General features: G+C 59.8%; 23 protein-coding genes. 10 read left to right on the top strand and 13 right to left on the bottom strand.

Annotation, left to right across the window (positions count from 1 at the left end; genetic code table 11):
- The first annotated feature begins 236 nt into the window (after positions 1–236).
- Positions 237–860 carry a response regulator transcription factor gene (locus SADO_RS13350; RefSeq protein ID WP_353112207.1) on the top strand — a complete coding sequence of 208 codons (624 nt, stop codon included), beginning with the start codon at positions 237–239 and terminating at the stop codon, positions 858–860.
- On the opposite strand, the gene SADO_RS13345 is transcribed toward SADO_RS13350, so the two are convergent.
- The gene (locus SADO_RS13345; protein ID WP_353112205.1) at positions 857–4,888 is read right to left on the bottom strand and encodes a CheR family methyltransferase; all 4,032 of its coding nucleotides are present in this window, start codon (positions 4,886–4,888) and stop codon (positions 857–859) included. The two genes, SADO_RS13350 and SADO_RS13345, sit on opposite strands and share 4 nt — an antisense overlap.
- Before the next feature lie 1,021 nt (positions 4,889–5,909).
- On the opposite strand from SADO_RS13345, the gene SADO_RS13340 reads away from it, so the two are divergent.
- Together SADO_RS13340 and SADO_RS13335 are read left to right on the top strand one after the other, a co-directional pair.
- On the top strand, positions 5,910–6,329 hold the full coding sequence (locus tag SADO_RS13340; RefSeq protein ID WP_353112203.1) for a YbaY family lipoprotein: 420 nt from the start codon (positions 5,910–5,912) through the stop codon (positions 6,327–6,329).
- 295 nt (positions 6,330–6,624) lie between these two features.
- Positions 6,625–7,323, top strand: a complete 699-nt coding sequence (locus SADO_RS13335; RefSeq protein ID WP_353112201.1) for a ferritin-like domain-containing protein — start codon at positions 6,625–6,627, stop codon at positions 7,321–7,323.
- Positions 7,324–7,397: 74 nt separating this feature from the next.
- Here the strand turns inward: SADO_RS13335 and SADO_RS13330 are convergent, their stop codons facing one another.
- From SADO_RS13330 to SADO_RS13320, 3 genes are all read right to left on the bottom strand, one after another.
- Positions 7,398–7,784 carry a response regulator transcription factor gene (locus SADO_RS13330; RefSeq protein WP_353112199.1) on the bottom strand — a complete coding sequence of 129 codons (387 nt, stop codon included), beginning with the start codon at positions 7,782–7,784 and terminating at the stop codon, positions 7,398–7,400.
- 698 nt (positions 7,785–8,482) lie between these two features.
- A complete protein-coding gene (locus SADO_RS13325) occupies positions 8,483–8,773 on the bottom strand; it encodes a hypothetical protein (protein ID WP_353112197.1) in 291 nt (96 codons plus the stop codon).
- Positions 8,774–8,871: 98 nt separating this feature from the next.
- Positions 8,872–9,750 (bottom strand): MBL fold metallo-hydrolase, encoded by an 879-nt coding sequence (locus tag SADO_RS13320; protein ID WP_353112195.1) that lies wholly within the window; start codon positions 9,748–9,750, stop codon positions 8,872–8,874.
- A 420-nt stretch (positions 9,751–10,170) separates the two neighbouring features.
- Between SADO_RS13320 and SADO_RS13315 the strand changes: the two genes are divergently transcribed.
- The 4 genes from SADO_RS13315 (at position 10,171) to SADO_RS13300 (ending at position 12,338) form a co-directional block, all read left to right on the top strand.
- Positions 10,171–10,821, top strand: coding sequence for a phosphoribosyltransferase (locus SADO_RS13315; protein WP_353112193.1), 651 nt, complete (start codon positions 10,171–10,173; stop codon positions 10,819–10,821).
- Between the two features lie 69 nt (positions 10,822–10,890).
- Positions 10,891–11,127: a hypothetical protein gene (locus tag SADO_RS13310; protein ID WP_353112191.1), complete on the top strand. Its 237-nt coding sequence runs from the start codon at positions 10,891–10,893 to the stop codon at positions 11,125–11,127.
- Between the two features lie 490 nt (positions 11,128–11,617).
- Complete coding sequence (locus SADO_RS13305; RefSeq protein ID WP_353112189.1) at positions 11,618–12,043, top strand: DUF2267 domain-containing protein; 426 nt, start codon at positions 11,618–11,620, stop codon at positions 12,041–12,043.
- A gap of 100 nt (positions 12,044–12,143) precedes the next feature.
- On the top strand, positions 12,144–12,338 hold the full coding sequence (locus SADO_RS13300) for a hypothetical protein (RefSeq protein ID WP_353112187.1): 195 nt from the start codon (positions 12,144–12,146) through the stop codon (positions 12,336–12,338).
- 262 nt (positions 12,339–12,600) lie between these two features.
- Here SADO_RS13300 and SADO_RS13295 read toward each other — a convergent pair whose 3' ends face one another.
- On the bottom strand, positions 12,601–12,837 hold the full coding sequence (locus SADO_RS13295) for a hypothetical protein (protein ID WP_353112185.1): 237 nt from the start codon (positions 12,835–12,837) through the stop codon (positions 12,601–12,603).
- A 583-nt stretch (positions 12,838–13,420) separates the two neighbouring features.
- Here SADO_RS13295 and SADO_RS13290 point away from each other — a divergent pair.
- The 3 genes from SADO_RS13290 to SADO_RS13280 all read left to right on the top strand — a co-directional run bounded on the left by SADO_RS13290 (position 13,421) and on the right by SADO_RS13280 (position 15,116).
- A complete protein-coding gene (locus SADO_RS13290; protein ID WP_353112183.1) occupies positions 13,421–13,624 on the top strand; it encodes a dodecin family protein in 204 nt (67 codons plus the stop codon).
- Positions 13,625–14,230: 606 nt separating this feature from the next.
- Positions 14,231–14,536, top strand: a complete 306-nt coding sequence (locus SADO_RS13285) for a hypothetical protein (protein ID WP_353112181.1) — start codon at positions 14,231–14,233, stop codon at positions 14,534–14,536.
- Positions 14,537–14,690: 154 nt separating this feature from the next.
- Positions 14,691–15,116, top strand: coding sequence for a DUF302 domain-containing protein (locus SADO_RS13280; RefSeq protein WP_353112179.1), 426 nt, complete (start codon positions 14,691–14,693; stop codon positions 15,114–15,116).
- 31 nt (positions 15,117–15,147) lie between these two features.
- Here SADO_RS13280 and SADO_RS13275 read toward each other — a convergent pair whose 3' ends face one another.
- The 8 genes from SADO_RS13275 to SADO_RS13240 form a co-directional block, all read right to left on the bottom strand.
- Positions 15,148–15,690 (bottom strand): DUF3280 domain-containing protein, encoded by a 543-nt coding sequence (locus tag SADO_RS13275; protein WP_353112177.1) that lies wholly within the window; start codon positions 15,688–15,690, stop codon positions 15,148–15,150.
- Between the two features lie 55 nt (positions 15,691–15,745).
- Positions 15,746–16,489 (bottom strand): hypothetical protein, encoded by a 744-nt coding sequence (locus SADO_RS13270; protein WP_353112175.1) that lies wholly within the window; start codon positions 16,487–16,489, stop codon positions 15,746–15,748.
- Entirely contained in the window at positions 16,479–17,399 is a 921-nt protein-coding gene (locus SADO_RS13265; protein WP_353112173.1) for a quinoprotein dehydrogenase-associated putative ABC transporter substrate-binding protein, read from the bottom strand. The genes SADO_RS13270 and SADO_RS13265 overlap by 11 nt, the downstream gene beginning before the upstream one ends.
- Positions 17,396–18,232, bottom strand: a complete 837-nt coding sequence (locus SADO_RS13260) for a quinoprotein dehydrogenase-associated SoxYZ-like carrier (protein WP_353112171.1) — start codon at positions 18,230–18,232, stop codon at positions 17,396–17,398. The genes SADO_RS13265 and SADO_RS13260 overlap by 4 nt, the downstream gene beginning before the upstream one ends.
- Positions 18,233–18,282: 50 nt before the next feature.
- Positions 18,283–19,215, bottom strand: a complete 933-nt coding sequence (locus SADO_RS13255; protein ID WP_353112169.1) for a quinoprotein relay system zinc metallohydrolase 2 — start codon at positions 19,213–19,215, stop codon at positions 18,283–18,285.
- Between the two features lie 20 nt (positions 19,216–19,235).
- The gene (locus SADO_RS13250; protein WP_353112167.1) at positions 19,236–19,838 is read right to left on the bottom strand and encodes a c-type cytochrome; all 603 of its coding nucleotides are present in this window, start codon (positions 19,836–19,838) and stop codon (positions 19,236–19,238) included.
- 122 nt (positions 19,839–19,960) lie between these two features.
- Positions 19,961–21,799 carry a methanol/ethanol family PQQ-dependent dehydrogenase gene (locus SADO_RS13245; RefSeq protein ID WP_353112683.1) on the bottom strand — a complete coding sequence of 613 codons (1,839 nt, stop codon included), beginning with the start codon at positions 21,797–21,799 and terminating at the stop codon, positions 19,961–19,963.
- 539 nt (positions 21,800–22,338) lie between these two features.
- On the bottom strand, positions 22,339–22,731 hold the full coding sequence (locus SADO_RS13240) for a hypothetical protein (RefSeq protein WP_353112165.1): 393 nt from the start codon (positions 22,729–22,731) through the stop codon (positions 22,339–22,341).
- Positions 22,732–22,869: the final 138 nt, after the last annotated feature.

The following is a 22,869-nucleotide window of genomic DNA, read 5'->3' as shown; positions in this document are numbered from 1 at the left end:
GCTTAATACGTCTGTCATGCCATGGCGATGCACGACATCTTGATATCAACACACAAGGTAGTTAGAGCGATACAAGCCCAATAGAAGGTTTGGGCGCACCGAATTCGAGAGACTTCAGGCGACTGAAGAAGACGATCACGCACGAGTTTCGCGTTATTTACGTACAAGTACGGAGCGTATCCAAGCGGCCGATGCTGATAATTTACTGATGTCTACCTTATGGTTAGGAGCAACATGTGACGCTCAAGGCACTGGTACACGTCGTCGATGACGATGCGGCCGTCCGCGATTCGGTTCAGGCGTTACTGGCATCGATCGATATCGATACGCTCTGCTACGCGAGCGCACGTGATTTCCTCGACGCGCCGAACACCATGCAACCGGGCTGCATCCTTCTGGATCTGCGCATACCGGACATGAGCGGTCTGGAGCTGCAGACTCTCTGCGCGGATCGCCCCCAGCGCAAGCCCGTGATCTTCATGACCGGCTACGGCGATGTCGATGTGTCCGTGCGCGCGATGCGCCAGGGCGCAGCGGAGTTCCTGACGAAGCCGGTCAACGACGAGCGCCTGCTGCAGACGGTGCGCGAAGCAATCGAACTCAACCGCGCAGAACAGGCCGAGTACAACCGGCGTGAAACGTTGCGCGCACGTTTCGACCTGTTAAGCGAGCGCGAGCGGCAAGTCCTCGAAGGCATCGTGGAGGGCGGCTCCAACAAACAGATCGCTCAAACGCTGCGGATCAGTCACAAGACGGTCGAGCTGCATCGGGGCAACGTGATGTCGAAGATGCGCGCCGGCTCGCTTGCCGAGCTCGTCCGGCTTTACATGGGGCTGGAGTCCGAGGCCCGACTCGCCTAGCGCTGACCTGCCGCCATGCCTGCCGGGAGTCGCAGATAGAACGTCGCGCCGTCGTCGAGTTTCGAGTCGGCCCATATCGATCCGCCATGCGCCTCGATGATCGACTTGCTCAGAGATAATCCCAGGCCGGTGCCTTCAAGCTTCGACGTATAGAACGAATCGAATATACGACCAAGCTTTTCGCTCGGAATGCCCTCGCCGGTGTCCTGCACGCTCAGCTCCACGGCGTGATCGTCTATTGGACGCGTCCGCAGCGTCAGATTGCGATTCTGGTTGGCCATGGTTTCCATCGCATCGATCGCGTTCACCATCAGATTGATGATGACCTGCTCGATCTGGATTGACATGCACTCCAGCTCCGGCAGCGGCGTGTAAAGGTCGAGGTGGATCTCGATGTTGTGTTTGCGAGCCAAACCTTCAGTCAACGACACCGCGCGATGGACGAGGGTATTGATATCGATTTCGCTGTCGTCATTGGTGCGTTCCTTAGCGAAATCGCGCGTTAGTGTCGCCATGTCGGCGGCGTGCTGCACCTGATCGGCGATTTTGTCGAGGATCTGCGCGATGTCGGCCGGATCACGTCCTGCGTGCGTCATCCGCTTGAGGGCGCCGGCGTAATTGTTGATCGCGCTGAGGGGTTGCTTGATGTCGTGGGCCAACGTGCTCGTCATTTCGCCAATCGTGGCCATGCGCTGCAGGTACACGAGCCCGCTTTGACTGTCGATACGGTCGCCCGCGCGCCGGCCGTGCGTGCCGGCGTCAGCCACCAGTAGATACAGCCCGATCGTCTTGCCGTCGACGACTTGCGGAACATGATTGACCGTAAGCGTGCGTGTCTCGCCGTCCGCCATGGCCTGTTCGACCTGGCAGTTGGCCGCACGACCCGACTTGGCTGCCTCGATACAGGGTTCGATCGCGGCATAGCCCTTCTCGTCGAAAAGCTGAGATAGCGTACGCCCGGCCACGTCGCCGGGCGCGTAGCCGAACCCGTCGTTGAACGCCTTGTTCACGAATTGGACGGTTCCATCGACGTCGACATAGCCCACCATCTCGGGGACCGCGTCCGCGAGCAATTGCAGGCGAACGCGCGCCTGGGCGGCGTGGACATCGGTGAGCTTGTGCTCGGTGATGTCCCGATCGATTCCGATCCAACGTGTGAGTTGGTCGTCGTGATCCTTGACCAGCGTGCCGAAGCTGGTGAACCAGCGAATGCTGCCATCACGATGACGGATTCGGTAGTTCACTCCCTCGGAACCGGAGGCCCGGCGCCGCTTGATATCGTGGAAGATGGGGCGATCGGACTCGACGACCCGTTCTTCCCAAGCCTCTAGAGAATCCGGGAACTGGTCATCCTCGAAACCGAGCATTTCCTTGAGCCGCGCCGAGAGATAGACCCGGTCAGGGCGCGCGTCCGTCTCGTCGGCCGTCAGATGCATATCCCACATGCCGCCGCGGATCGCGCCCATCGCCAGATCAAGACGTCGCTCGCTTTCCTGTGAAACGAGCGATGCGCGCTTGAGGTCCGTGATATCGGCGAAGGTAATCACGACACCATCGATCGTGTTGTCCTGGGTCTGGTAAGGCAGCACCCGGCGCTGATACCAGCGCTGGTTCTGGGCCCGCACTTCTTTCTCGACCTGCGTGAGATCCTGCATCACGCGATCGGCATCGGCTTCGAGATCCGGATCCTCGAACTTGAGAGAGATATCGCTGAGCGGCCTGCCGATATCCGAGGCGATCAGGCTCAGCAGCGATTTGATCGCCGGCGTGAACCGTTTGATGCAGAGCGACTTGTCGAGAAAGAGCGTCGCCACATCGGTACCGGCGAACAGGTTCTGCAGATCGTTGTGGGCCGTCTGAAGTTCCGAGACCTTGTTCTCGAGCTCGGTATTCACGGTCACGAGTTCTTCGTTGACCGATTGCAATTCCTCTTTCGAGGTTTCCAGTTCCTCGTTGGTCGACTGGAGTTCCTCGTTCATGGACAGCACTTCCTCGTGCGATCCCTTAAGGTCCTCGTTCGAGGCCTCGAGCGCCTCGATGGTGCTGTTGAGTTCGCTACGTGTGGCGTCAAGCTCGTCGGCCAACTGTGTCTCGTTGTCCGTCGCCGAGCTGCTGCTCGCGCCGGCGCTGGATGCCTTGCGCATGCGCTCGAAGGTGACAAACACGAGCCCCCGTGCGGATTCCGGGTGGAGCAGCGGCCGGGCCGTAATCCGCACGACGTGGTCGCCGCCCTCGGGCATGCCCACCACGGCTTCTGACCGCTCTTCGTCACGAAACGCACGGTGCGTGATCGCGCGGGTGCGGCTTCGGTATTCCTCCTGGACCATGTCGATGAGCGAAAGCGACGAGGTGCCGAAAGGTAGCGTCAGATAATCCTGCGTCGCGCCATAGCTGCAGAGTATTTCGAGCTTGCGGTTGATCAGCACAGACGCCGGCACGAACTCCCGCAAGAGAATGTCCCGCGCAACCTGCTCGGGCTCTTCATCATGTGTTTGATGGTCGGCGGCATGCTCGTTCGCATTTTGGCTGCGCCTGCCGCCTTGGGGCGAAAAGGGCAACGCGACACGCGACGGCCGCTTTGTACCGATCCGCTTGAACAGACGGGCCCTTTTGTCCAGTGATTCGAACAGATCGATTTGGCCGCTGAGCGTCTCGGAGGACCCTAGAAACAGCATGCCCCGCGACTTCAGAGCGAAGTGAAAGGTCGCGATCACCCGTTTCTGCGTTTCCGGCAGGAAATACATCAGTAGATTTCGGCAGCTGATGAAATCCAGACGCGAGTAGGGGGGATCCTCAATCAGGTTCTGGGCAGCGAACACGACCCGTTCGCGCATACTGCGTTTGACGCGATAGTGATCATCGGTCTTGTCGAAGTAATGGCGCAGTTGTGCCGAGGAGAGATCCGCGGCAATCGACTCGGGGTACACGCCAATACGGGCCAGCTCGAGCGCTCGTTGGTCGATATCACTGGCGAATACAATGAAGTTATGGTCTTTGCCGGTTTTGCGAATCGCCTCGTCCAGAGCGATGGCGATCGAATAGGCTTCCTCGCCGCTGGCACAGCCCGGCACCCATATTCGCAACGTATCAGCCGGGTCCCGATCGGCCAGCAGCTGCGGGATCGCTTTGTTACGAAGCACCGCGTACGCCTCTGAATCCCGAAAGAAGTCCGTCACGCTGATCAGAAAATCCTGGGCGAGATTGATCCGCTCGTCGCTATCGTCTTGCAGAAGTTGAATGTATTCGTCGTTCGATTGGGTGCCGACCAATCCTTTACGCCGCTGGATGCGTCGCTTGAGCATATTCGGCTTGTAAGCCGAAAAGTCTCGTGTTTTGTCCGTGCTGCGCAAAAACTCGAGCGTGCGCTCAAGCATGCTGTCGTCGATCTGACGCTCTGGCTGCTGGTTCTTCTGCGCAGTGGGTGTATTCAGGTGTGCGACGTTGTTGTACAGATGGTTGCACAGACGCGACAGCAGGCCTGGCGTTTCCGATACATAGTCCGGCGAAGCGCTGTCGATAGCGAAACGGGGCATGCTCGGATGCTGCGCGGTCTCCGGATCCTGGACCAGCGCCAACCCGCCATTGAGCTTGATCGCCTTCAGGCCCAGCGCCCCGTCATTGCCGCCACCCGAAAGGATGACGCCCACCGCACGCGGGCCATGTGCTTCCGCGAGCGAGCGCATGAAGCGGTCGATCACGGTCGGGCTCGGGTCATGTTCCTTCGGGTGCAAGTGAAAGACATCACCGTCGATCGTCACGGCCGCGTCTTCGGGCAGCACATGGACCTGGTTTCCGGTCGCCTGCATGCCCTCTTCGATGGTGACCACGGAGAGCGCGGTCGCTCGCGCCAGCAACTCCGGCAGCTGCGAGGTGCGGTCGCTGGACAGATGCTGCAACACGACATAAGCCGCGCCGGTGTCCGTCGGGATACCTTCTAGAAGGGTCGAAATCTGCTCGAGCCCGCCCGCCGAGGCGCCGATGGCGACAATGGGCGCAGTTTTACCTGCTTCGGATCGGTTCTCAGTCATAAAGCAATACTACGCGCGCGGCGACGGGGGGTACTTTGCATTGTCCCATTAATTCAGTAACTAGCGGGCCGCGGAATCGAATCGTTTGTATGGGGCCAAGGCAGGCCCGAAACCGGGCCGCCGAGGCCAAGCGGCAGCACGCCCAGGACTTTGTGGTTCGCGACAGTGCTCGCGTCAGTTGCGTGCCGTAACAACGCACATCGTGCGCCAGCAGGCCCCGCGATTCGCCCGCTCGGGCTGTGCCTGGTCCGATGCAGCTCACGGGGACGGAGAAGTCGCGGTAATCGCACAGGATTCTTGGACGCCCACGGCGGCGGATTGTGGCCAATGCACCGCAGACTTTGCTTTGCATTAAGCGGGATATAGCCGCCAGATCGATTATCACGTTCGCGCGCCTGCAGGTCGGACGAGTGGTGTGCCTCAAGCCAACCAGCGCACAAGCAGCCTTCTAGATTGCAAAGGCACTCGCGCGTCGAAAGCAAGTCACGCCCCGTGTAAATCAAGAACTCGGGCGACAGAATGCGGCAGGCTAGCAAGGGGGCAAGAAGCTAGCGTGGCGGAAGAGGTGCACTGCTGACGCCCGAGTTCAGTGAATGATCTACCAGCCGGCCCTCGGGGTCACTGAGGGACGTGCCTAGGTCGGTCCGGGTTCTGCACACGCAACCGGGGCGCGATGCCTGCGATTGGCACGGCGTGAGCCCGCTGCCTGCGCATGCTAGGTGATCTGCGAGGCGGATTCGGGGTTCGCACCAGCGGCCCGAATGATCAGAAGTGCCTAATCTGGTTACAAACGGGATAGAGCTACCGTGGTGTTGACCCGCTCGGGCCCGACTTCTGGTGTTCTACGGCACCAGCGCATCCCCTGATGATCTTGTGTGGCGCCGGGCGCGCTCGAAGCCACGTTCGGCCGGCCCTGCCGCCTGAGAACGGAGCATGGGGCTACCAAGGTCGCCCGGGCCGGCCCAGCTCTATGCTTGGAAAGGGCCTGTTCTTTTCTTGTATCGCTGCGCACCGGTGACCCATGCGGCAAAGAAAGTACATCGTCCCCGTAATCGCAGCTGCGGTGCTTATATGCGCTGCCTGCGGGCCACAGGGTGAAGCAAACATCGTTTTGAGAGGCCAACTCACTTACCCGAGCGATGCGTTGATACCGCAAGGATCGTTGGCGCGAATCAGCGTGCGTGAAGCGGGAGCCGACGCCATTGTCCGGCGGATCGTCACGGAGCGTTACTTGTACGCCATTGGGCAGAAGCCGGTGGCATTTGAGCTGCGCATCCCGCGGCCGCTGCTGCGTGCCCAGAGCGATTACTCGCTCTGGGCGGAAATATTGGGGAACGCCGGCCAGACGCTTTGGGCGAGCGAGAATGCCTTGCCAGTAAGCTTGCCTGGCGACAGCCGCCAGCCACCGTTGACCCTCCATCTTTCCGCTGCCCGGCAATGAGCGGTGGACGGGTGACTCCTTTCACCGTCGCAAGCGTGCAGTCACGGGCTATGCCTACCCCGGATAAGTGAATCTGCTGCTTCTGATCCGTGAGTGAATAAAGGATGCTGGAAGCCTAACGGCCATACGGCATTTGCCCTTGCGGCAGCCCTGTTCGAGATGAACCGTCTGCGAAACCGCCTTCTTCAGCCCTTGGCTGGGACGTCCTCGACGAGGCCGCCAGCGGATAGGCGGTGGGTCGACGCAAAGGCTCGTGTCGTTCGCCAACCGTTATTCCATTGGCAAGGAGCTCCTCATGAAAACGTCCTCATCGCATGTACGCGCGGATAACAGCGACCAAGATCTTCAGGGTCGGATCGAAACCGAGTTGTCCGACGCGGGCCTGATGCGCGCGACCGCCGTGGGGCAGCGGCTGCGCGCAGATATGGACCGCGAGTTGAGAGATGTCTCCAGTGAGCATGAATCAGCAGGGGCCAAGGTCGCGCCGATAGCCGATGATCGCCAAGAAATGGCGTTACCGCCGTATTCGGCGGTTCAGTTACCGCATGAGGATACGCAGACCGCCTGCGCGATCCTCAATCAATCCTTGGCCGACTGCATCAACTTGCAGCTCCAGAGCCAGCAGGCGAAGTGGGAGGCCTCGGCTGACGGCTTGAACAGACTGTCAGATCTTTTCGAGGAAATCGGCCGCACCATGTGCGAACACCAGGAGCAGGCCGCGGCGCGCATTCTGGCAATGGGCGGAACCGCACACGGTACGCTCATCCATGTTTGCGAACGTTCGGGACTGGCCGGTGATTCGTCTGCCGAAATGCCGGCCACAACGCCGATAGACACCATCTCCTCGGCACTCGACGTGATGTGCACCCCCTTGGATGGAGACATCGAGGTACTCGCCGAGATAGGCGATGCCGCAAGCGCGGATATATTGACCGCGCTTTGGTACACATGCGCCCTGTATCGCGACTCGCTGGGAAAGCAGGGTAGCGTGTAACCCAGTCGTTGGCCCGGTCGGTAAGGGGCCTCCAGAGAAAGGCTACGGCACTTATGGGAGGCTGGCGTTGACGCTTACACCAAGCGCTCAACGCACCTCAAAAGGTCTTCCGGGGCAAACGGCTTGTGAAAGAATCCGCTTGCGCCGCCCTTGAACGCGCGTTCCACATAATCAGAGTTTCCACTGCTGATGAAAATCGTCGGCAGCCGGTGCGCGCGCTGATTCCTGAGCAATTTCTGCAGCTCTAGACCGCTCATTCCGGGTAGTTCCACATCCAATACCAGGCAACCGCGCGGCGTCTGCACTTCTTGATTCAGGAATGCTTCCGCGCTTGCAAATCCCGTAAAACGATAGTCCGCGGCCTTGAATAAACACGCCAGTGCATCCCGAACGCCCGAATCGTCGTCGATCGCGAAGATACGAACGGGGTCATTGGCATTGTCTGGAGACGCAGGATGCATGATCAATAACGATGTATTCAGCCTCTAGGCTTCGCCCAGCGCCAAGCACTCACTGCTCGGCCATGCGTTCGATGTGGTTGCCATGAGGTCATCGTATTTTGCGGTGTCCCGGCCTTCATATACGTAACATCCACCTACTCGTGTAGTGCCCCCCCATCTGGCCGAAGCTTCGGCATAAAGACAGCGAGGGCGCCCAGAGCAGGGCGGGTAGATCGTCCTGGCGGCACTCCCATTTAACGCGATACAACAGCCGAGACGCGAGCGGGTTCCGAGACCGGATGCGCGGCAGAAGCTTGATTCCGAAAACCCGCGACCCACAGCAAAGGTTTCAGAGGTGGGCTACAGGCTTGCGCAGCGTAGCGAACGATGAGTTGGCGTGCGCCCAGCCTTGAAGCCGGGGATACATAAAGGTTCGCGCCAGTTCTTGCGTCTGGATCCATCCACAAATTCATGTGGCGTGGCCGTCGCGCCTGCACGTACGCCGTCTCGAACGCCAATTCCAGCCGAACCTGCTCGTAGTCGGCCACTTGCGAGGGCGTCAAATAGAGTTGGTACCACGAGTTTTTTCTGTGCTTTCTGGGCCAGATAAACAGATTCATGGCAGCCGTCCGGGTGTTTCAGTCGAATTTACCGATATTAGATAACAGCTTGAAACGCCGGAACATGCGACGAGTTCCCTATCACAGGTAGATGAAACTCTAGGCACGCGGATGATCTGCGTTCTTTTCAGCCACGTGATCCAGCCAAGTCCCAACTTCCACAGGCGCCGAGCCATACCAGAGAGGGCCAAGATCGAAGATATATAAATGGCTCCAATCGTCTATATAGCCGCGGATATGCGTATAAACGGCGTCTGCGGATTGAATGCTGGCGATTACGTAGCAGTTATCCGCTATTCGGCGCCAACCGAGGTAGCTCTTCATGGCGCCGCACAGGCTTGAACCCATCAGGCTATCCATGGCGTCGTGGACAACTAAATAGTGTTTCATTTATAGCGCCTCCCCCAGTTCTGGCGCATCTGAGTCACAGTTCCGGATGCGACTCTCGTATAGACAATCGAAGAAAGAGTCATGAAGCGAATATCCGGCTAGGGAGCGCCGCGTTCGGTTGCCCGTGGCGGCATGGCCAATTCTTCAAAGCTGGCTACTAGATGGGCCAGCTGAACCGTCAGTTTATGGCCCTGCATCGGCATACCGTGGCCCGTCATGGCGATCGCCGGTTTGAGCCCGTAGAGCCGTTCGACAGAGGCTTTTGCGCGTTTCCAGTCCGAGGTGTAGTAGCGGGGTGGGCCGTTGACCTCACGCTTCTGCGTCAGAACATCGAAGAGCGCTTCCTGTTTGACTGTTACGAACGCATCTCCGGCAACGAGTGCACCGTCTCGCCGCCTGAACAGAGAGATGTGCCCGGGCGTATGGCCGGGGGTCGGTATCCATTCCCAGCCGGTCAGGCCCGGGATCGATTGGTCTTCGGGCAGCGGGTGTACCCGATCACTGATATCAATCGGTGCGTTGGGAAAGAAGCGGGACAATGTCGACACGAGCCCGTTGCCCGCGTCGGGATAGGGGCCGTCGTAATCGGCTGCACCGGTCAGATAGGGCATTTCTCGATCATGCGCATAGACCGGCACGTCCCATCGCTCGGTAATCTCCGATAGCGCGCCCACGTGATCGAAATGGCCATGCGTCAGGATGATCGCCTGCGGTGGATTCTTCGGCCCGAAACGCCAGACCGCGGTTTGCACGATGTGTTTGCCTGCACCATGGAGGCCGGCATCGACCAGCACCCAAGGGTTGCCATACCCGGGGGTACCAAGAAAATAGACGTTCACGATCTGTGTGGTCAGACAGTACACATCGTCGAGAACCGCAAAACCTTGCCCGCTGTGCACGGAGGTCATGGGTAGCGGGTCCGTTTGTCCGAGTTTGATATGCATGGATTTACCGTCGATGCGGAAGCAGATCAGCATCTTGTGATGTGTTTATTGCTTTCATTAGACGGGTTGGCCAATCCGCGTGGCTAGAAGGTCAAGCCCGAGTACCGGTAGGGAGTGCGCTAGTCGCATCGATTCAGGCGCCGCGTTATAGCTTTCTGGCGCATCGGGACAGTCCATAGAGTCGTTCATGTCGACCGCCATTCAGAATGGCCAGAACGGCTTTTCTCCCCCAGTTGAATAAGGGATGGCCCTTATAGCCGCTCCTCGCGCGCTGCGTATCCTGATGCCAATCCCATACTCAGCCGTCGACGCGCCGCGACTTTAGTTACGGCGCAGCCCGCTCGGCGACGTGGCGGTAGGTAATTAACGTTTTGCGGCGTCTATTGCCGCAGGCCGTAACGCAGGGCGAACGGCGTCGGCCCCACCTGACAAGTCTGGACGAGGAAGCTCGATATGACGCTTTTCAACGATCGCCGCGACGCGGGCCGCCAGCTCGCGGCCATGCTTGGCCTCGATGGGAATGACAGTGTCGTCCTGGGGCTGTCGCGCGGCGGTGTGCCGGTGGCGTTTGAAGTCGCGAGAATGCTCGGCAAGCCGCTGGATGTCTTCGTCGTGCGCAAGCTTGGGGTGCCCGGTCAGCCCGAGGTGGCGATGGGCGCGATCGCAAGCGGCGGGGGCAGGGCAATCAACAGCGATATCGTCGCGCAGCTCGATATGACCGACGAGACCATCGAGGAGGCGATAGCCGAGGAACGCGACGAACTTGCGCGGCGCCAGCGAATGTATAGAGGCTGGGACACGCCGGCCGCCGTATATGGCCGACACGTAATTCTTGTGGACGACGGCCTCGCCACCGGTGCAAGCATGCGCGCGGCGCTAGATGGCGTACGCGCATTGGACGCGGGTAGCGTGACCATCGCCGTGCCGGTGGCTGCAAGAGACACCTGCGCCTGGTTCACGCAGGCGGCGGATCAGTTGGTATGCCTTGAAACACCCGAGCCGTTCGGAGGTTTAGGTCGTTGGTACCGCGATTTCGGTCAGACCAGCGACGACGAAGTCTGTCGGCTATTAGGGCAGGCGCGTGCGATTCGCCGATCTGCTTGATCGCCACGAAACTCGTTCGCGTTCCCACTGGTCTTAATCGTAGGTTCGAATCGATAGAGAGACGTTGTGATGACTGACCGCAAGAACTGGGCTCAGGTGCGCGATCAAACCGATTCCGGCCGCACCGGTGACAAGGTCTGCGCCTCCGACCCGGCCGCAGCACCTCTCGGCACCGACGAAGAGGCAGGCGGTCATGCCACCGCGCCAGAGGACATCGCGCGTACCGTGCGCGAAGTGCCACGCCCGCGCAGACCTAAATCGGGTTTGCTCGAGAAGCTGGGGTTACGTTCTCGCCCGAAGTCTTAGCCCCGGCCATAGCCAGCCACTCCTCTGGCACTGCTCTGGCACTACGCTGGCCCGTGGCGGCGCTGCGTGGCCAAAGCGGGATACAGCCAATTATCGATCGGATGGCGTTCCCCGAACGCCGTTCTAAGCCAGCGACGCCTAGCTTTAGGGAAACACTTAGGTGGGTTGGGGGCGGTGCCGTGTTGTGGATCAGACACTGGTGCGCTTTTCTAGGCGTCTTAACTTCCACACGGGCAGATGCAGTGAACATAAGCATTTATGACTTCCCGATTGCCGCCCGTTCAGCAGTAGTCGATGGATTGGCCCTGCTGACAAGACGCGGCGAACGGTACCGGCACGACACAGTCAACACCCAGCTGCGAGGGTTGCCAAGCTCGAAGATTCGGGCGCGCCGTCTGCAACGCATGGGCGTCGGCGTCGCAACACACACACCGCTAGTATCGCGAGCACGTGACGCCTCCCGCGCCTCCGCGGCGAGCGGAGCGTTGCGATGAACGCGGCCGACGTGGTTTCACGGGTTAACCGTCGCTGTCCCGAGCTTGACCCTGTGCGCGCACATGACGTGACCATCATCACGATGCGCACTTTCGCCGAGTACTTGTCCGCTGAGCAGATCGAGGCGATTGCGAGCGTGCTGCCTGCGGTATTCGCCGAAGCCTTCGACGCGGCGCGGGGCGAAAAGCGCCCCCAGGCCGTCGAAACATCTCTTGAAGCCTTCGAGGAACAACTCGTGGCGCGCGCCGAAGTAGGGCACAAGACCGCTGGGGACGTAGCCCGTGCGGTCGCGCGTGTTTTGCGCACGACGCTGGTCGAAGAAAAAGCACAGATCAAACTCGAGTTGCCCCACGAACTCGACAAGCTGCTTGAGTCGGACGAATCCGAGGCTTTGAAAAAGCCGGCCGCCGCGCCTACATGAGTCCGCATATGGACTCATCTCGCCTTGCATTGCGCAGCGCCGGTTTCCGGTTCGGATTTCCAGGCCTCGCAGGCGCATTAAACGATTTGGCGGCGCGCTATTGTGCTCGGGCTATCGAATGATCGCGCAGCTCGGCACCGTCAATGTGGCAGGGCTGCTCGGGCTACTCGCGTTCACGCAGTACGCAGTGATCTCGTTATGGTGTGCCTACGCTGCGGTTTTGAGCGTGCTGCTCTATAGCCATTGCCATCGGCGCTGTCGTGCGAACTGCCTTGGCGGGCCGTTGAAGCATTAGACCCATTAGACCCATGAGCCCCGCGCCACGTAATAACCTCTTCTTGGTCGCGATGGCCGAACGACCCATTCGTCCTTGGCTAGGCACTAAGTTTTTGCCCTCGGCGCGCGGACAGCGAGCACCACACGCGTAGAAGACAGGTGGTGGCCCATATTGGTTTACTGCCTTCGCAACAGGCGTCACGCGAGTCGTTCAGATCACTAGATGCCGCCTCGCGTATATCCAATCACCCGTCCTCTACTTGCGGTGAGTCGATTTGACGTTACTGGCGATCCTGCAGGGCTGTGGCGCCGTTCGTCTCGGCGCAGTGGGCGCAACAATAAACGCTCCCATCGGCTTCCAGGCCGTGTCCCAACACCCGGCAGCCACAGGCCTGGCAACTTGGCGCGATCACGTTGGCCGCGCATTCGATGGAATCGAACACGTGGCGTTGGCCGTCGCTGGTCTCGACGGTGAAGGCCTTGTCGTAGTCGTTACCGCAACATTCACAGCGTGGCATGGCAGACCTCAAATTTTCGGGGTTTTCTACTCGAACAACGACCGTAACAGGCGTTCGCAGGGTGCCGTGATAGGGAAAATCCTAGGTCCAGACCCGGACTTTATGTGGACTGTGAATGCCTTCATGGACGTGGATGCCGGGCCGTGATGCTCAACGAAGTACGCGAAAGTCATCATGGTGTTAACCGCTTCCCGGGTTATGGACGAGGCATCTCGGAGCAAGAGCTGCACTGGGCGAGAAGAACAAAGCCGCCGGGGTGGGTTCACTGGTATCTCGCTGGCAGGCGACAAGCGACACTCCTGTACTGCGCGTTCGCTTGATCGAGGGGGAAGACCATACGCGCGATCGCATCTAGTCGCCGGAGCGGCCACGGCGGTCTATGGAACTGATTAATGGCCCATGCCTTCGCCGTCCTTCCGGATGTTGTCGCTGAGGCACAAATGGCCGCTGGAGGCTTCTGCCCATCAATATCGGGCGATGCCTAGTCGTCAGGGGCGATATTCCGCATAGCTACGGGTGTGCGGATCCGTTGTCATGTTGCTGGCGACAGCGCCAGACATTTATCGACGCGGAGAAGGAAACCATGTCCTTTGCGAAAGTCATTGAAATGAGCGCGCATTCCACGGAAAGCTTTCAAGATGCCGCCAAGCGCGGTGCGGAAAAGGCGAAAGAGCGCCTAGACCACGTGCAGAGCATCTGGGTCAAAGACCACGAGATCACTATGAACGACGGACAGGTCACCGGTTACAAGGTGCATTTGAAGGTTACATTCGAAATGCGTGATTGATTGCTTGATGGCGCGAACCAGAGTCCAGGAACGTGTAGGCGCCCTCACTAACACGTCCATAGTGGCTCTGGCGGAAATACCATCCTGATTGGGTGGTTGTTTCAACCCCGGCCGAGGCCGGGGTTTTTTATTCCGAATTTTCTCGCGGGCGGTCCGCTCGGATCGCGGTTTCCCCGGATTGCAGTCGTCTGGCCTGACGCACGTAATTGAAACACCGCTCAGTTTGGCGTTATCCCTTGAAGAGGCTTGCGACCGATACGTCACAAGGAACACCACACGAGCCGGGATGCCGAGCAAGCCGCCAATACGGAGAGACGAGCTTTTCACGCGGAATCGGCCGACGATGTACTCGAGGGTCGCGAAGTCGATGCCGGCAAGGGCCTGAGCACGAAGCAGGCGAAACGTACGTACGGCGACGCGAAAAGTCAGGCATGGACGAGGGGCAACGTCTTTAAACATTTACGGCGCGGCGAGCCCTCGCGTCTAAAGAAATCGTCCGCTCCGCCGTTACAGAACTCCATGATGCTTCGGGCCGATTCGGATCTCTCGGCCTTGTGGTGTGAATGTTCGTTTGTCTGGGTCCGTTCTTGAAAGGGTCGCATCCCCATGGCATCACGGCGTCGTTATCTGGAAGTTCTACACGCCTTGAGTGCGACTCACAGTCGCCGTAAGCGACGACAGGTGCTGCTCGAAGTATTCATGGAAACCGACGATGAAGTCCTTGCGGGACTTCTCGAGGACGCACTGGCCGCGATGCTGCGATCGCGCACCAACCTGCGACGCACGTCCATTCGGAACGCGCCCGATATCGATGTCGCCGCTTTAAGCCATCATTGCAGCCAACGCATTTTCGGGCGGATCACGTCCACGTCGCTGGTTATCCCCCAGAACAGCGTGGACTGGCTGTCCTGAGATCGAGTAACGCGCTTTAGACACTCTGGCAGGGCGGCGGTCTGGTTCGACCCGTGTCGTAGAACACCCTACGCTCTGCTACATTCGGTTCATGCGTCGCCGATCCTGTCTTTTCGCGTTTTTCCTCATCTTGGCCGCTTTATGGAGCGCGTCTGTGAGTGCGGGCGAGCGCGCTCAGTACGACCGGATCGCGCCCGCAGACAAGAACTTCGTCGATGTGGTGCTTGATCTGGAGCAGGCGATCGGCGAGCACAATTTTGCGATCGTCGGGCGAAACGAAATTGGCGAAGCCGTGCGCCGTCGTGGGCATGCGGATTTCGGCGATGCGGCCATCGTGCACTTCTGCAATCTGCAGTACGCACGACGCGCGATGACAATCGATCCGTCCTTGATTCTCTACATGCCGTGCCGGATTGCCGTTTTCGAGGACGACAATGGCCGGATCCACGCAGGGAGCCTGTTGCTGCCCGAACAGACGTCCCACGAAGCCTTCAACAGTATGGCCTTGGATGTGAACCGCCAGATCCGGGAGATCATCGACTACGCGGTAGCACCGGTCATCGAACCGGAGTCGCCGTGAGCGCTATCGTGACGAATGAGTCGCGGGGCTGCTAGCCCGCACCATCCTTCGCGGCGGCCTGTCGTGAGCGGTAGTTGGATAGAAGACTGTGCTCGATGAGATAGCGGGCGGCGCTGCGCCAGGCCTCGTCGGTATTGCCGCGCATATCCACTGATGCACCGCCGACGGGCTTTGCCTTGCTTACGTCGTAGAGCGTGGCGTTGATATTGATGATGAGGTTGCTGACCTTCTGAACCCAGCCGGTCATCACCAGATCGGCGCCCGCAGACTTGCCCAGATCGATCTCGCAGCCGTTGCAGGCGTACAAATACCGATAAGAACCCTGCGCCGCGTCAATCTGCTTCCCCACACCGGTATTCGAGATCAGAGCGAACTCCGAGCTCTCGTCCAAGGCACGATGAATGACCTTTTCGGTGCGGCGCAGGCGCGCGACGTCCGCAGGCAGCGGGCCGTGATTCATTTCGCCCTGCAGGCTGCTGTCGACCATATCGAAAGGCAGAACGAGCAGCTTTGCCGCCTGACCTGAATCACCGGCCGCGGCGACAGGATCGGCCAGGGCCGGGGTCCAGAACATGACCGCACACAGCCATACGATTAGCTGGACCTGCACAACCTTGCCGCTGGGACGATCAGCTGCCCGTCGCACTCTCGGCTCCAACGCGCTGAGCCGATTTCAGGGCCAGCCGCTCCACCGTCTTGTTGGAAGCGCCGTTCTGCGGCGGGATCTCGCTACGCATTTCCAGTACGCCGCCGGGCACCTCGTCCGACAGGGTGATGACATAACGTTTCTCGGTCTCGCTACCCAGCGCTTCCCGGTGCGCTTTCTCCTGCTTGAAGGGTTGCAGGGAAATCCGTTTGACGGCCACTTCGTGACCATCGTACTCGGCTTTGCCTTCCTCGACCGTCGCCTCGTCTTCAAACGCGAACTTCATTCGCCGCTGAAAATAGCGCCAGCTCCCGCCGGTGCGCTCGGCCAGCGACAACACGTCGTTCTGCAGGAACATCATGATGACGGGATTACCGCGTGCATTGCCCACGTCTGGCGCGTGACGGTGGCGGTCGCCGCTCAAAAAATCCACCTTGACGCTCTTGCCGACGTGTTCGCCCTTGGCCACATCGAGATCGACATGATCGTCAAAGCTATCGTTCTTGTCGCCCTGACGGGTAAAGCTGTACTTCAGCACTGCGGGCGTTTCGACGTTGCTCATGTGGTCGGTCATGAACAGCAGGCGATTGGCCTGCGAGAAGTCGTCGGCGCCAGCCGTTTCATCAGCGTGGGCGGCCAACGTGAAAACGCTGGCTACAAGCACCAACGCGAGCCGGTGCGCGAATTTTGAAAACGGGCCGAAAGTCTTGCGGGCATCAATCATCATCGTCCTCCTGTACCTGGCGATCCTCTTCCCGCAGGGGCACGAGCGGCACCCCGTAGTCTTCCAGAATCGCGATGATTTCGTCGTGGTTGTCGTCGATCAGGCCCTGGACCGTGTTCAGCCAGTCGTCGTTGCCGTAACGCACGCCCATGGATACGGGGAAGTCGAACATCGGACCGTCTTCTCGGGAGAATGGAACGACCTTGATATCTTCTCCTTCGACCTGTCGGGCGTAATAGCCGGCGATTGGCCCCCAGACCACCGCCACGTCGATATCACCACCCGCGAGATCCTTCGTGACCATATCCGCCGGGTCGACATCATAGCCGCCGGACTGCGCCCGGTAGCTGACGATCTGCCCGATCAAGCCTTGCTGAATCACCCAGTCGCCTGCAGGCGAACCGGTAAATACGCCGATACGCAGATCGCTCTTCGTCTTGTCGGGTAGGGCAGCGAGATCGCTGGGCGTATCGACCGAGTCCAGATCCTGGCCTTTGAGGTACGTGATCGCATAGGTCGATCGATAGTAGGGCAGTGTCGTCTTGCCCACCTCGAATGCACTGCCCACGCTGATAATCAGATCACAGGCGTAGCGATTCTCCTCTGGGAGCCAGCGCTTGATGGTGTTGCGCCCGAAACCCATCTGTTCGGGCATCCATTCATATTCCACCGGCACGCCAAGCTTTTCGCCGAAGAGTGCCGCAATCTTGTTTTCGAAGCCTTCGCGCTTGTCGTTCGAGAAGGGCATGTTGCTTGGGTCGGCGCAGACGTAGAGCGTTTCGCTCGCCGGGTTCTCGACGGTGCGGTTCGCGGCAAAGCTCGCCTGAGTGCCGGCGATCCAAAGGACGGCCGCGCCGGCCGCGAGGCCCAACGCCTGTAAATTGCTGCGGTTTCTGTATTGTTCCAGGGTCATGAAGTCGTTTCCTGCTGTTGGGGCGATTCCGCTTCGGGCGCCGGCCACGTCTGTTCGAACTCGTTCTCCTCGTTGTCCTGCACGTGGGCCGATAAATCACCCGGCGTGTCGTCTTTTACAGAGAACTGGAGACTGGGGTTCGCACTGAGTGAAAAAGTCATCGTGGAGTCGAATACCAGCGCGTCGCCCTTGCGTACCGTGATGGCATCCACGAAGTGTGCGGGCTCGACGAGCCTTGTGAGCTGGTCCATTTGCAGACCGGTGATGTTCGGGTGCCGAATCATCAACTGCGTGCGCTTATCGTTACTCTCGCCCGCGCGGACTGTGCGCAGGCGCATCTGCCCCAAGTTCTCGCGTGCCTTGTCGAGGTCACGGCCGATCGGTGCCGAGCAGCCACCGCTCGCCTTGACGTATCGCTTGACCATGTAGAGCTTGTCGTCGCGGGTCTCGGCGATCACGCGCATGTACGTATAGGAGTTCACCCTGACGCGGGTGGCGATCGTTGCCGACGCCGCGGCCGGGCCCAGGTCGAAGCGTGCCGACATGGGTACCGGGTTGTTATCGATGACAAGCCACAGCCGACTGATCGCAGGACCGCTGTTGCCTGCGCGCTCATCCGTAATGGTGATGGGCACCACCGAAGGGTCTTCGGCGCGATAGGGCGCATCGAGGGAAACCACGTCGGTGCCATCGGCAATCGCCCGATCCCCGAAGTGAGCCTTGCGAATGCTCTTCCACACGGTTTCTTCCTGGTCACGCCGCTGGACGTCGGCCATGGCCGGCATCGCGACCGTGGCCAGCGCCACGAACATCGTTATGAATAAATAACGCAAGCGTGCTCGAGTGCGGGCGCGACTCGGTTCGCATGGTCGGGCGTGTTTGTTCATTCCCATTCGAGCTCCGTGTAGGCAGCGGTTACGTTGCGGGCGTGGTAGGCGTCGAACAGCAGCCAGCGGCTGCGCTGTTGCGTGCCCGTATGTTGCACGGCGTGCTGTAGCCCGTAGCCGTCTGCGATCGCTTTCCGTACGTCATCCCGAATGGTTTCAAGGTAGCGGCGTTCGGGCGCTGTCGCACGGGCGAGATCATGCTTCACCGGGCCGTGGCCCGGCACGACCGTACCGACCGTTCCATTCTCGGCGAGGCGATCGAGCACCTGTAGCCAGCCGGTAATGCTGCCGTCGATTGACGGCACGCGGTCGACAAACAGCAAATCACCCGTCCAGAGGGTGCCGGTATCTTCGTCGTAAACGGTCAGATCATTGTCGGTGTGGGCCGTGGGCCAGCTTTGAAGCGTGACCTCACGTCCGCCGAGATCTAGCTTTGCGGCCCCGTCGATCTGCCGGTCGGACAGCACGATCCACGACGAATCTGCGGTAATACCAATCGTTTCCGGCATACGGGTGAGATAGCTTTCGCTGCGGGCCGCCAGTGCGCTATCGAAACCTGCTGCGGCGATGAAAGTCGTGTCGTCCGCCGCAAACGCACGGTTACCCAGTACATGGTCCGGATGCATATGTGTGTTGATTACACAGCAGACCGGCGTTGCGGTCTGTTCGGATATCGCGGCGCGTAAGCGCGCACCTATCTGCGGTGTGCCGCCTGTATCGATCACCGCGACACATTCATCGCCGACGATGAATCCGATATTCGCGATATCGCCCGCATTGCCGCGATTAGCCTCTGCCTGATCGCCCAGATGCACGAACACGCCTTGGGCGACCTCGCTCACTCGCAAGGGCTGCGGCACGTCGTCGGCGAGTACCGAGGACGTGCCCGACAGAACGGCGAGAGCGGCAAGCCAGTACGTGATTCGCATGGCGGGCTACCATCTTCCGACTAGCCGTTGCCGTCCATCGGCTCGGGACGACCTGCAGGAAGGGCACCATCAGAACGCGCTTTCAAGAACGCCCACAGCTGTTGCATGTGACTCATAACGTCTTCGTTATTCGACCACGCCGGCATGACGCTGTACTGGCCGGTGGTGGAGTCCAGACGGGTGACACCGCCGGCCACTGCGGCCGTGAAGCGACCCTGGCCCATGCCCTTGAGACGGTCGACGAGACTTGGCGCAAAGGTGCTGCCTTCGGCGTTCTGAGCATGACACTGGGCACAGTGGTTACCGAATTTCTCATATCCGACCATGACGTCTTCGCTCACCTTGCAGGAGCCTTCGCCTTCACAGTCGACCTTGTATAGTTCGCCGTCTTCTTCACCGCCGCTGGACGCGGTCTGGCTACTCGAGGACGTGCTCTTGCTTGCAGCCGAATCGTCGCTGCTCTTTTCGTCGGCGCTGCTATCGCTGCTGCCGCCGTATTCGGCACCCATGCTGCTGTAGTCATTGACGATCGGCTCGTCCTCGGCCGCGAATGCAGCGCTGGCGAGTGGCAGGCTTGCCATGGCGACGACGAGCGCCGCGATCGTCTGGCGGGTTCTTGTCATTTTATATCTCCTCGGTTGCACGATGACCGTCTTGTCGAAGCCAAGAAAAAGCCCGTACCCGCCGAACACGTGGCGCGACGGATACGGGCTGCGTACGACTAAGACGTCATACTCTTATCGCGTTACTTCGACGCGACCTGGCTGCTGGCTCCAGCCTTCTTGGCGACGGAGTCGGGCAGGGTGAAGACCGTCAGAACGCCGCCCAGCTGGGTGTAGTTCTTGAGGTCCTTGTAGCCGCCCACGGCGCCGAGACCGGCGTTCGGGTCGGTCAGGCCTGCGGCCATGCCGATACCGGCCCAGCCACCAATGCCCGAAAGCACGCCGACATACTGCTTGCCGTCATACGTCCAGGTGTTGACGTTGCCGATGATGCCGGACGGGGTCTTGAAGCTGTACAGCTCCTTGCCCGTCTTGGCGTCGACCGCCTTCAGGTAGCCCTCGAGCGTGCCGTAGAACACGACGTCGCCCGCGGTGGCGAGTGCACCACTCCAGACCGAGAAGCGTTCCGGAATCGACCACTTGATCTTGCCTGTGGTCGCGTCATAGGCGATGAACGTGCCCATGCGCTTGCCGTCGAACTCCTTGACCGGGTTGGTGATGTCGTCCGGGCCCGGATACATGGCGAGCGTGGCACCAACATACGGCTGACCCGCGGTGTAATCGACCTTAGTCGGCTCGTAGTCCATGCAGACGTGGTTCGTCGGCACATAGAACAGGCCGGTCTTCGGCGAGTAGGACGCGGGCTGCTGATCCTTGGAGCCCAATGCGGCCGGGCAAATATCGGTGACGTTCTCGTCGACCTTGCCCTCGGTCGAATATTCCGCCACCTGCTGCGGGCGGCCCGTCTTCATATCGATCTTGGTTGCCCAGTTGACCGACGGGTCGTACTTCTCGGCTACGAGCAGTTCACCGTTGGTGCGGTCCTGCGTGTAGGCGAAGCCGTTGCGATCGAAGTGCACGACCAGCTTGCGATCCTTGCCATCGACCTTCTGGTCGACAAGAATCTTCTCGTTGACGCCGTCATAGTCCCATTCGTCATGGGGTGTCATCTGATAGAGCCACTTGGCCTCACCGGTGTCCGGGTTACGGGCGAAGATGGTCATCGAGTACTTGTTGTCACCCGGACGCTGGGTCGGATTCCAGGTACCCGGGTTGCCGGTGCCGTAGTAGAGCAGGTCCAGTTCGGGGTCATAGGTGAACCAGCCCCAGGTCGTGCCGCCACCGATCTTCCACTGATCGCCTTCCCAGCTCTTGAGGCTGGAGTCCTTGCCGACCGGCTCCTGCGTGACCGCGTCGATGGTCTTGTCGGGGTCGATCAGCATCGTGTCATCGGGACCCGTGCTGTAGGCCCGCCAGGCCATCTTGCCGTCGTCGATGTTGTAGGCCGTCAGATAGCCACGAACGCCGAACTCACCGCCGGAAATGCCGGTAATGACCTTGTCCTTGACGACAAGCGGCGCGTTGGTCGCGGTCTGGCCCTTGCTGGGATCGCCGTTGACCGTCTTCCAGGCGACCTTGCCGGTCTTCTGGTCGAGCGCGACGAGCGTGGTATCGGCCTGCTGGAGGAAGATCTTGCCGTCACCGTAGGCCAGGCCGCGGTTGACGGTGTCACAGCACATCACGGGGATGACCTGCGGATTCTGCGTCGGCTCGTATTTCCACTTGATGGCGTGGGATTCGAGGTCGATCGCAAACACCTTGTTGGGGAAAGGTGTGGAGATGTACATGGTGTCACCCATGACCAGCGGGCCACCTTCGTGGCCACGCAACACGCCGGTGGAGAACGTCCATGCCGGTGAAAGATTACTGACGTTCTCGGCGGTGATCTGATCGAGTTCGCTGTAGCGCTGCCCGTTGTACTGGCCACCCCACATGATCCAGTTATTCGGGTCCTTCTGCATCTCTACGAGGTCAGAGCTCTTGGAGCTGCTGTCCTGTGCCAGGACGATTCCGGAAGCCATCAGCGAGGATACGGCAAATGCTGCCGTAGCCAGGCGGAGTGCCTCCTTGGCTGGTTTCAATTTCACGACGTTTCTCCTCCGTCTCGTTTTTATTTGGCTTTGGCCATTGTTTTTATTCACGCATGGCCGTAGCCGCACTCGGGCTTGGCGAACATGCGTCCGGTCAACCCCTCACGTTTTCGATAGCACGCACTGCTACTACCGTCAATTGGAATACGCGTTGTGGCAGCGACCGGATGAGTGCCTTTTTCGAATGCTGGAAACTCAGTAAAAGTCCGTAGCCTCCCGGAATCGCGACGAGACAAGCAACTTCGCGTTTTTATTGCGCTTTGACGTGCCCAGCACATCGTGCGCCTTATGGGAGCCATGATTAAAACTTATGGATTATGAGAAGCCCGCACCGCCCCAAACGCGCGCTGCGTTGCAGCATAATAAAGGTTATTCTGGTGAATAATTAACCAGAAAACTGGCCCTGTATTTGCCCCTCAAAGTAAGTGCCTCCTCTTAACCCTCGGCCGGCAGCAAGCAGTCGTGACTGGCTAATTGCCGGCGTTACGGTTGCTGCCGATCTTGCTGGTATCGATCAGGCATTGATCGGCCGCCTCGGCCTTGAGGCTCGCCAGCTGAGAGCGGCTATCGCGAGCGATAGAGCCTTCACGCAGGACTTCGGGACGTTCACCTGCTGCGTTCTGGCCGCGTTGGTAGGTGTCGAGCGTGATGAAATCATCGTAGGGCAGCTGGTCGGCAATGTAGTCGATGCTGCACGAGCATTTATAGAGCGTGTCATAGCTCTCACCACCGAGTTGGTTCATGCAATCGAAGACATACTCAACGCGGGCCTGGGTGGGGTAGTTGTGTGACGGGGTGCTTGCGGCCATCGCCGCGCCGGGTAGCGCCAGGCTGGCCACCAGCAGGGGCAGGGAATACTTCATTGAACTCCTCCATTTTTTATATTGATTGTTCGGGAATTACATTGCACCGCTTGGGCGTCTGGGCGCAATGCGTGAGGATCACCCAACGAGGAGGACACGCTTGGGCGTCCGGAATCGAGGAGTTTGCATGTGCCTGCG

Source organism: Salinisphaera dokdonensis CL-ES53, assembly GCF_040361215.1.
Classification (GTDB): domain Bacteria; phylum Pseudomonadota; class Gammaproteobacteria; order Nevskiales; family Salinisphaeraceae; genus Salinisphaera; species Salinisphaera dokdonensis.
The sequence above is the reverse complement of the archived record's forward strand: the minus strand, read 5'-3'. Positions and strand labels throughout refer to the sequence as shown.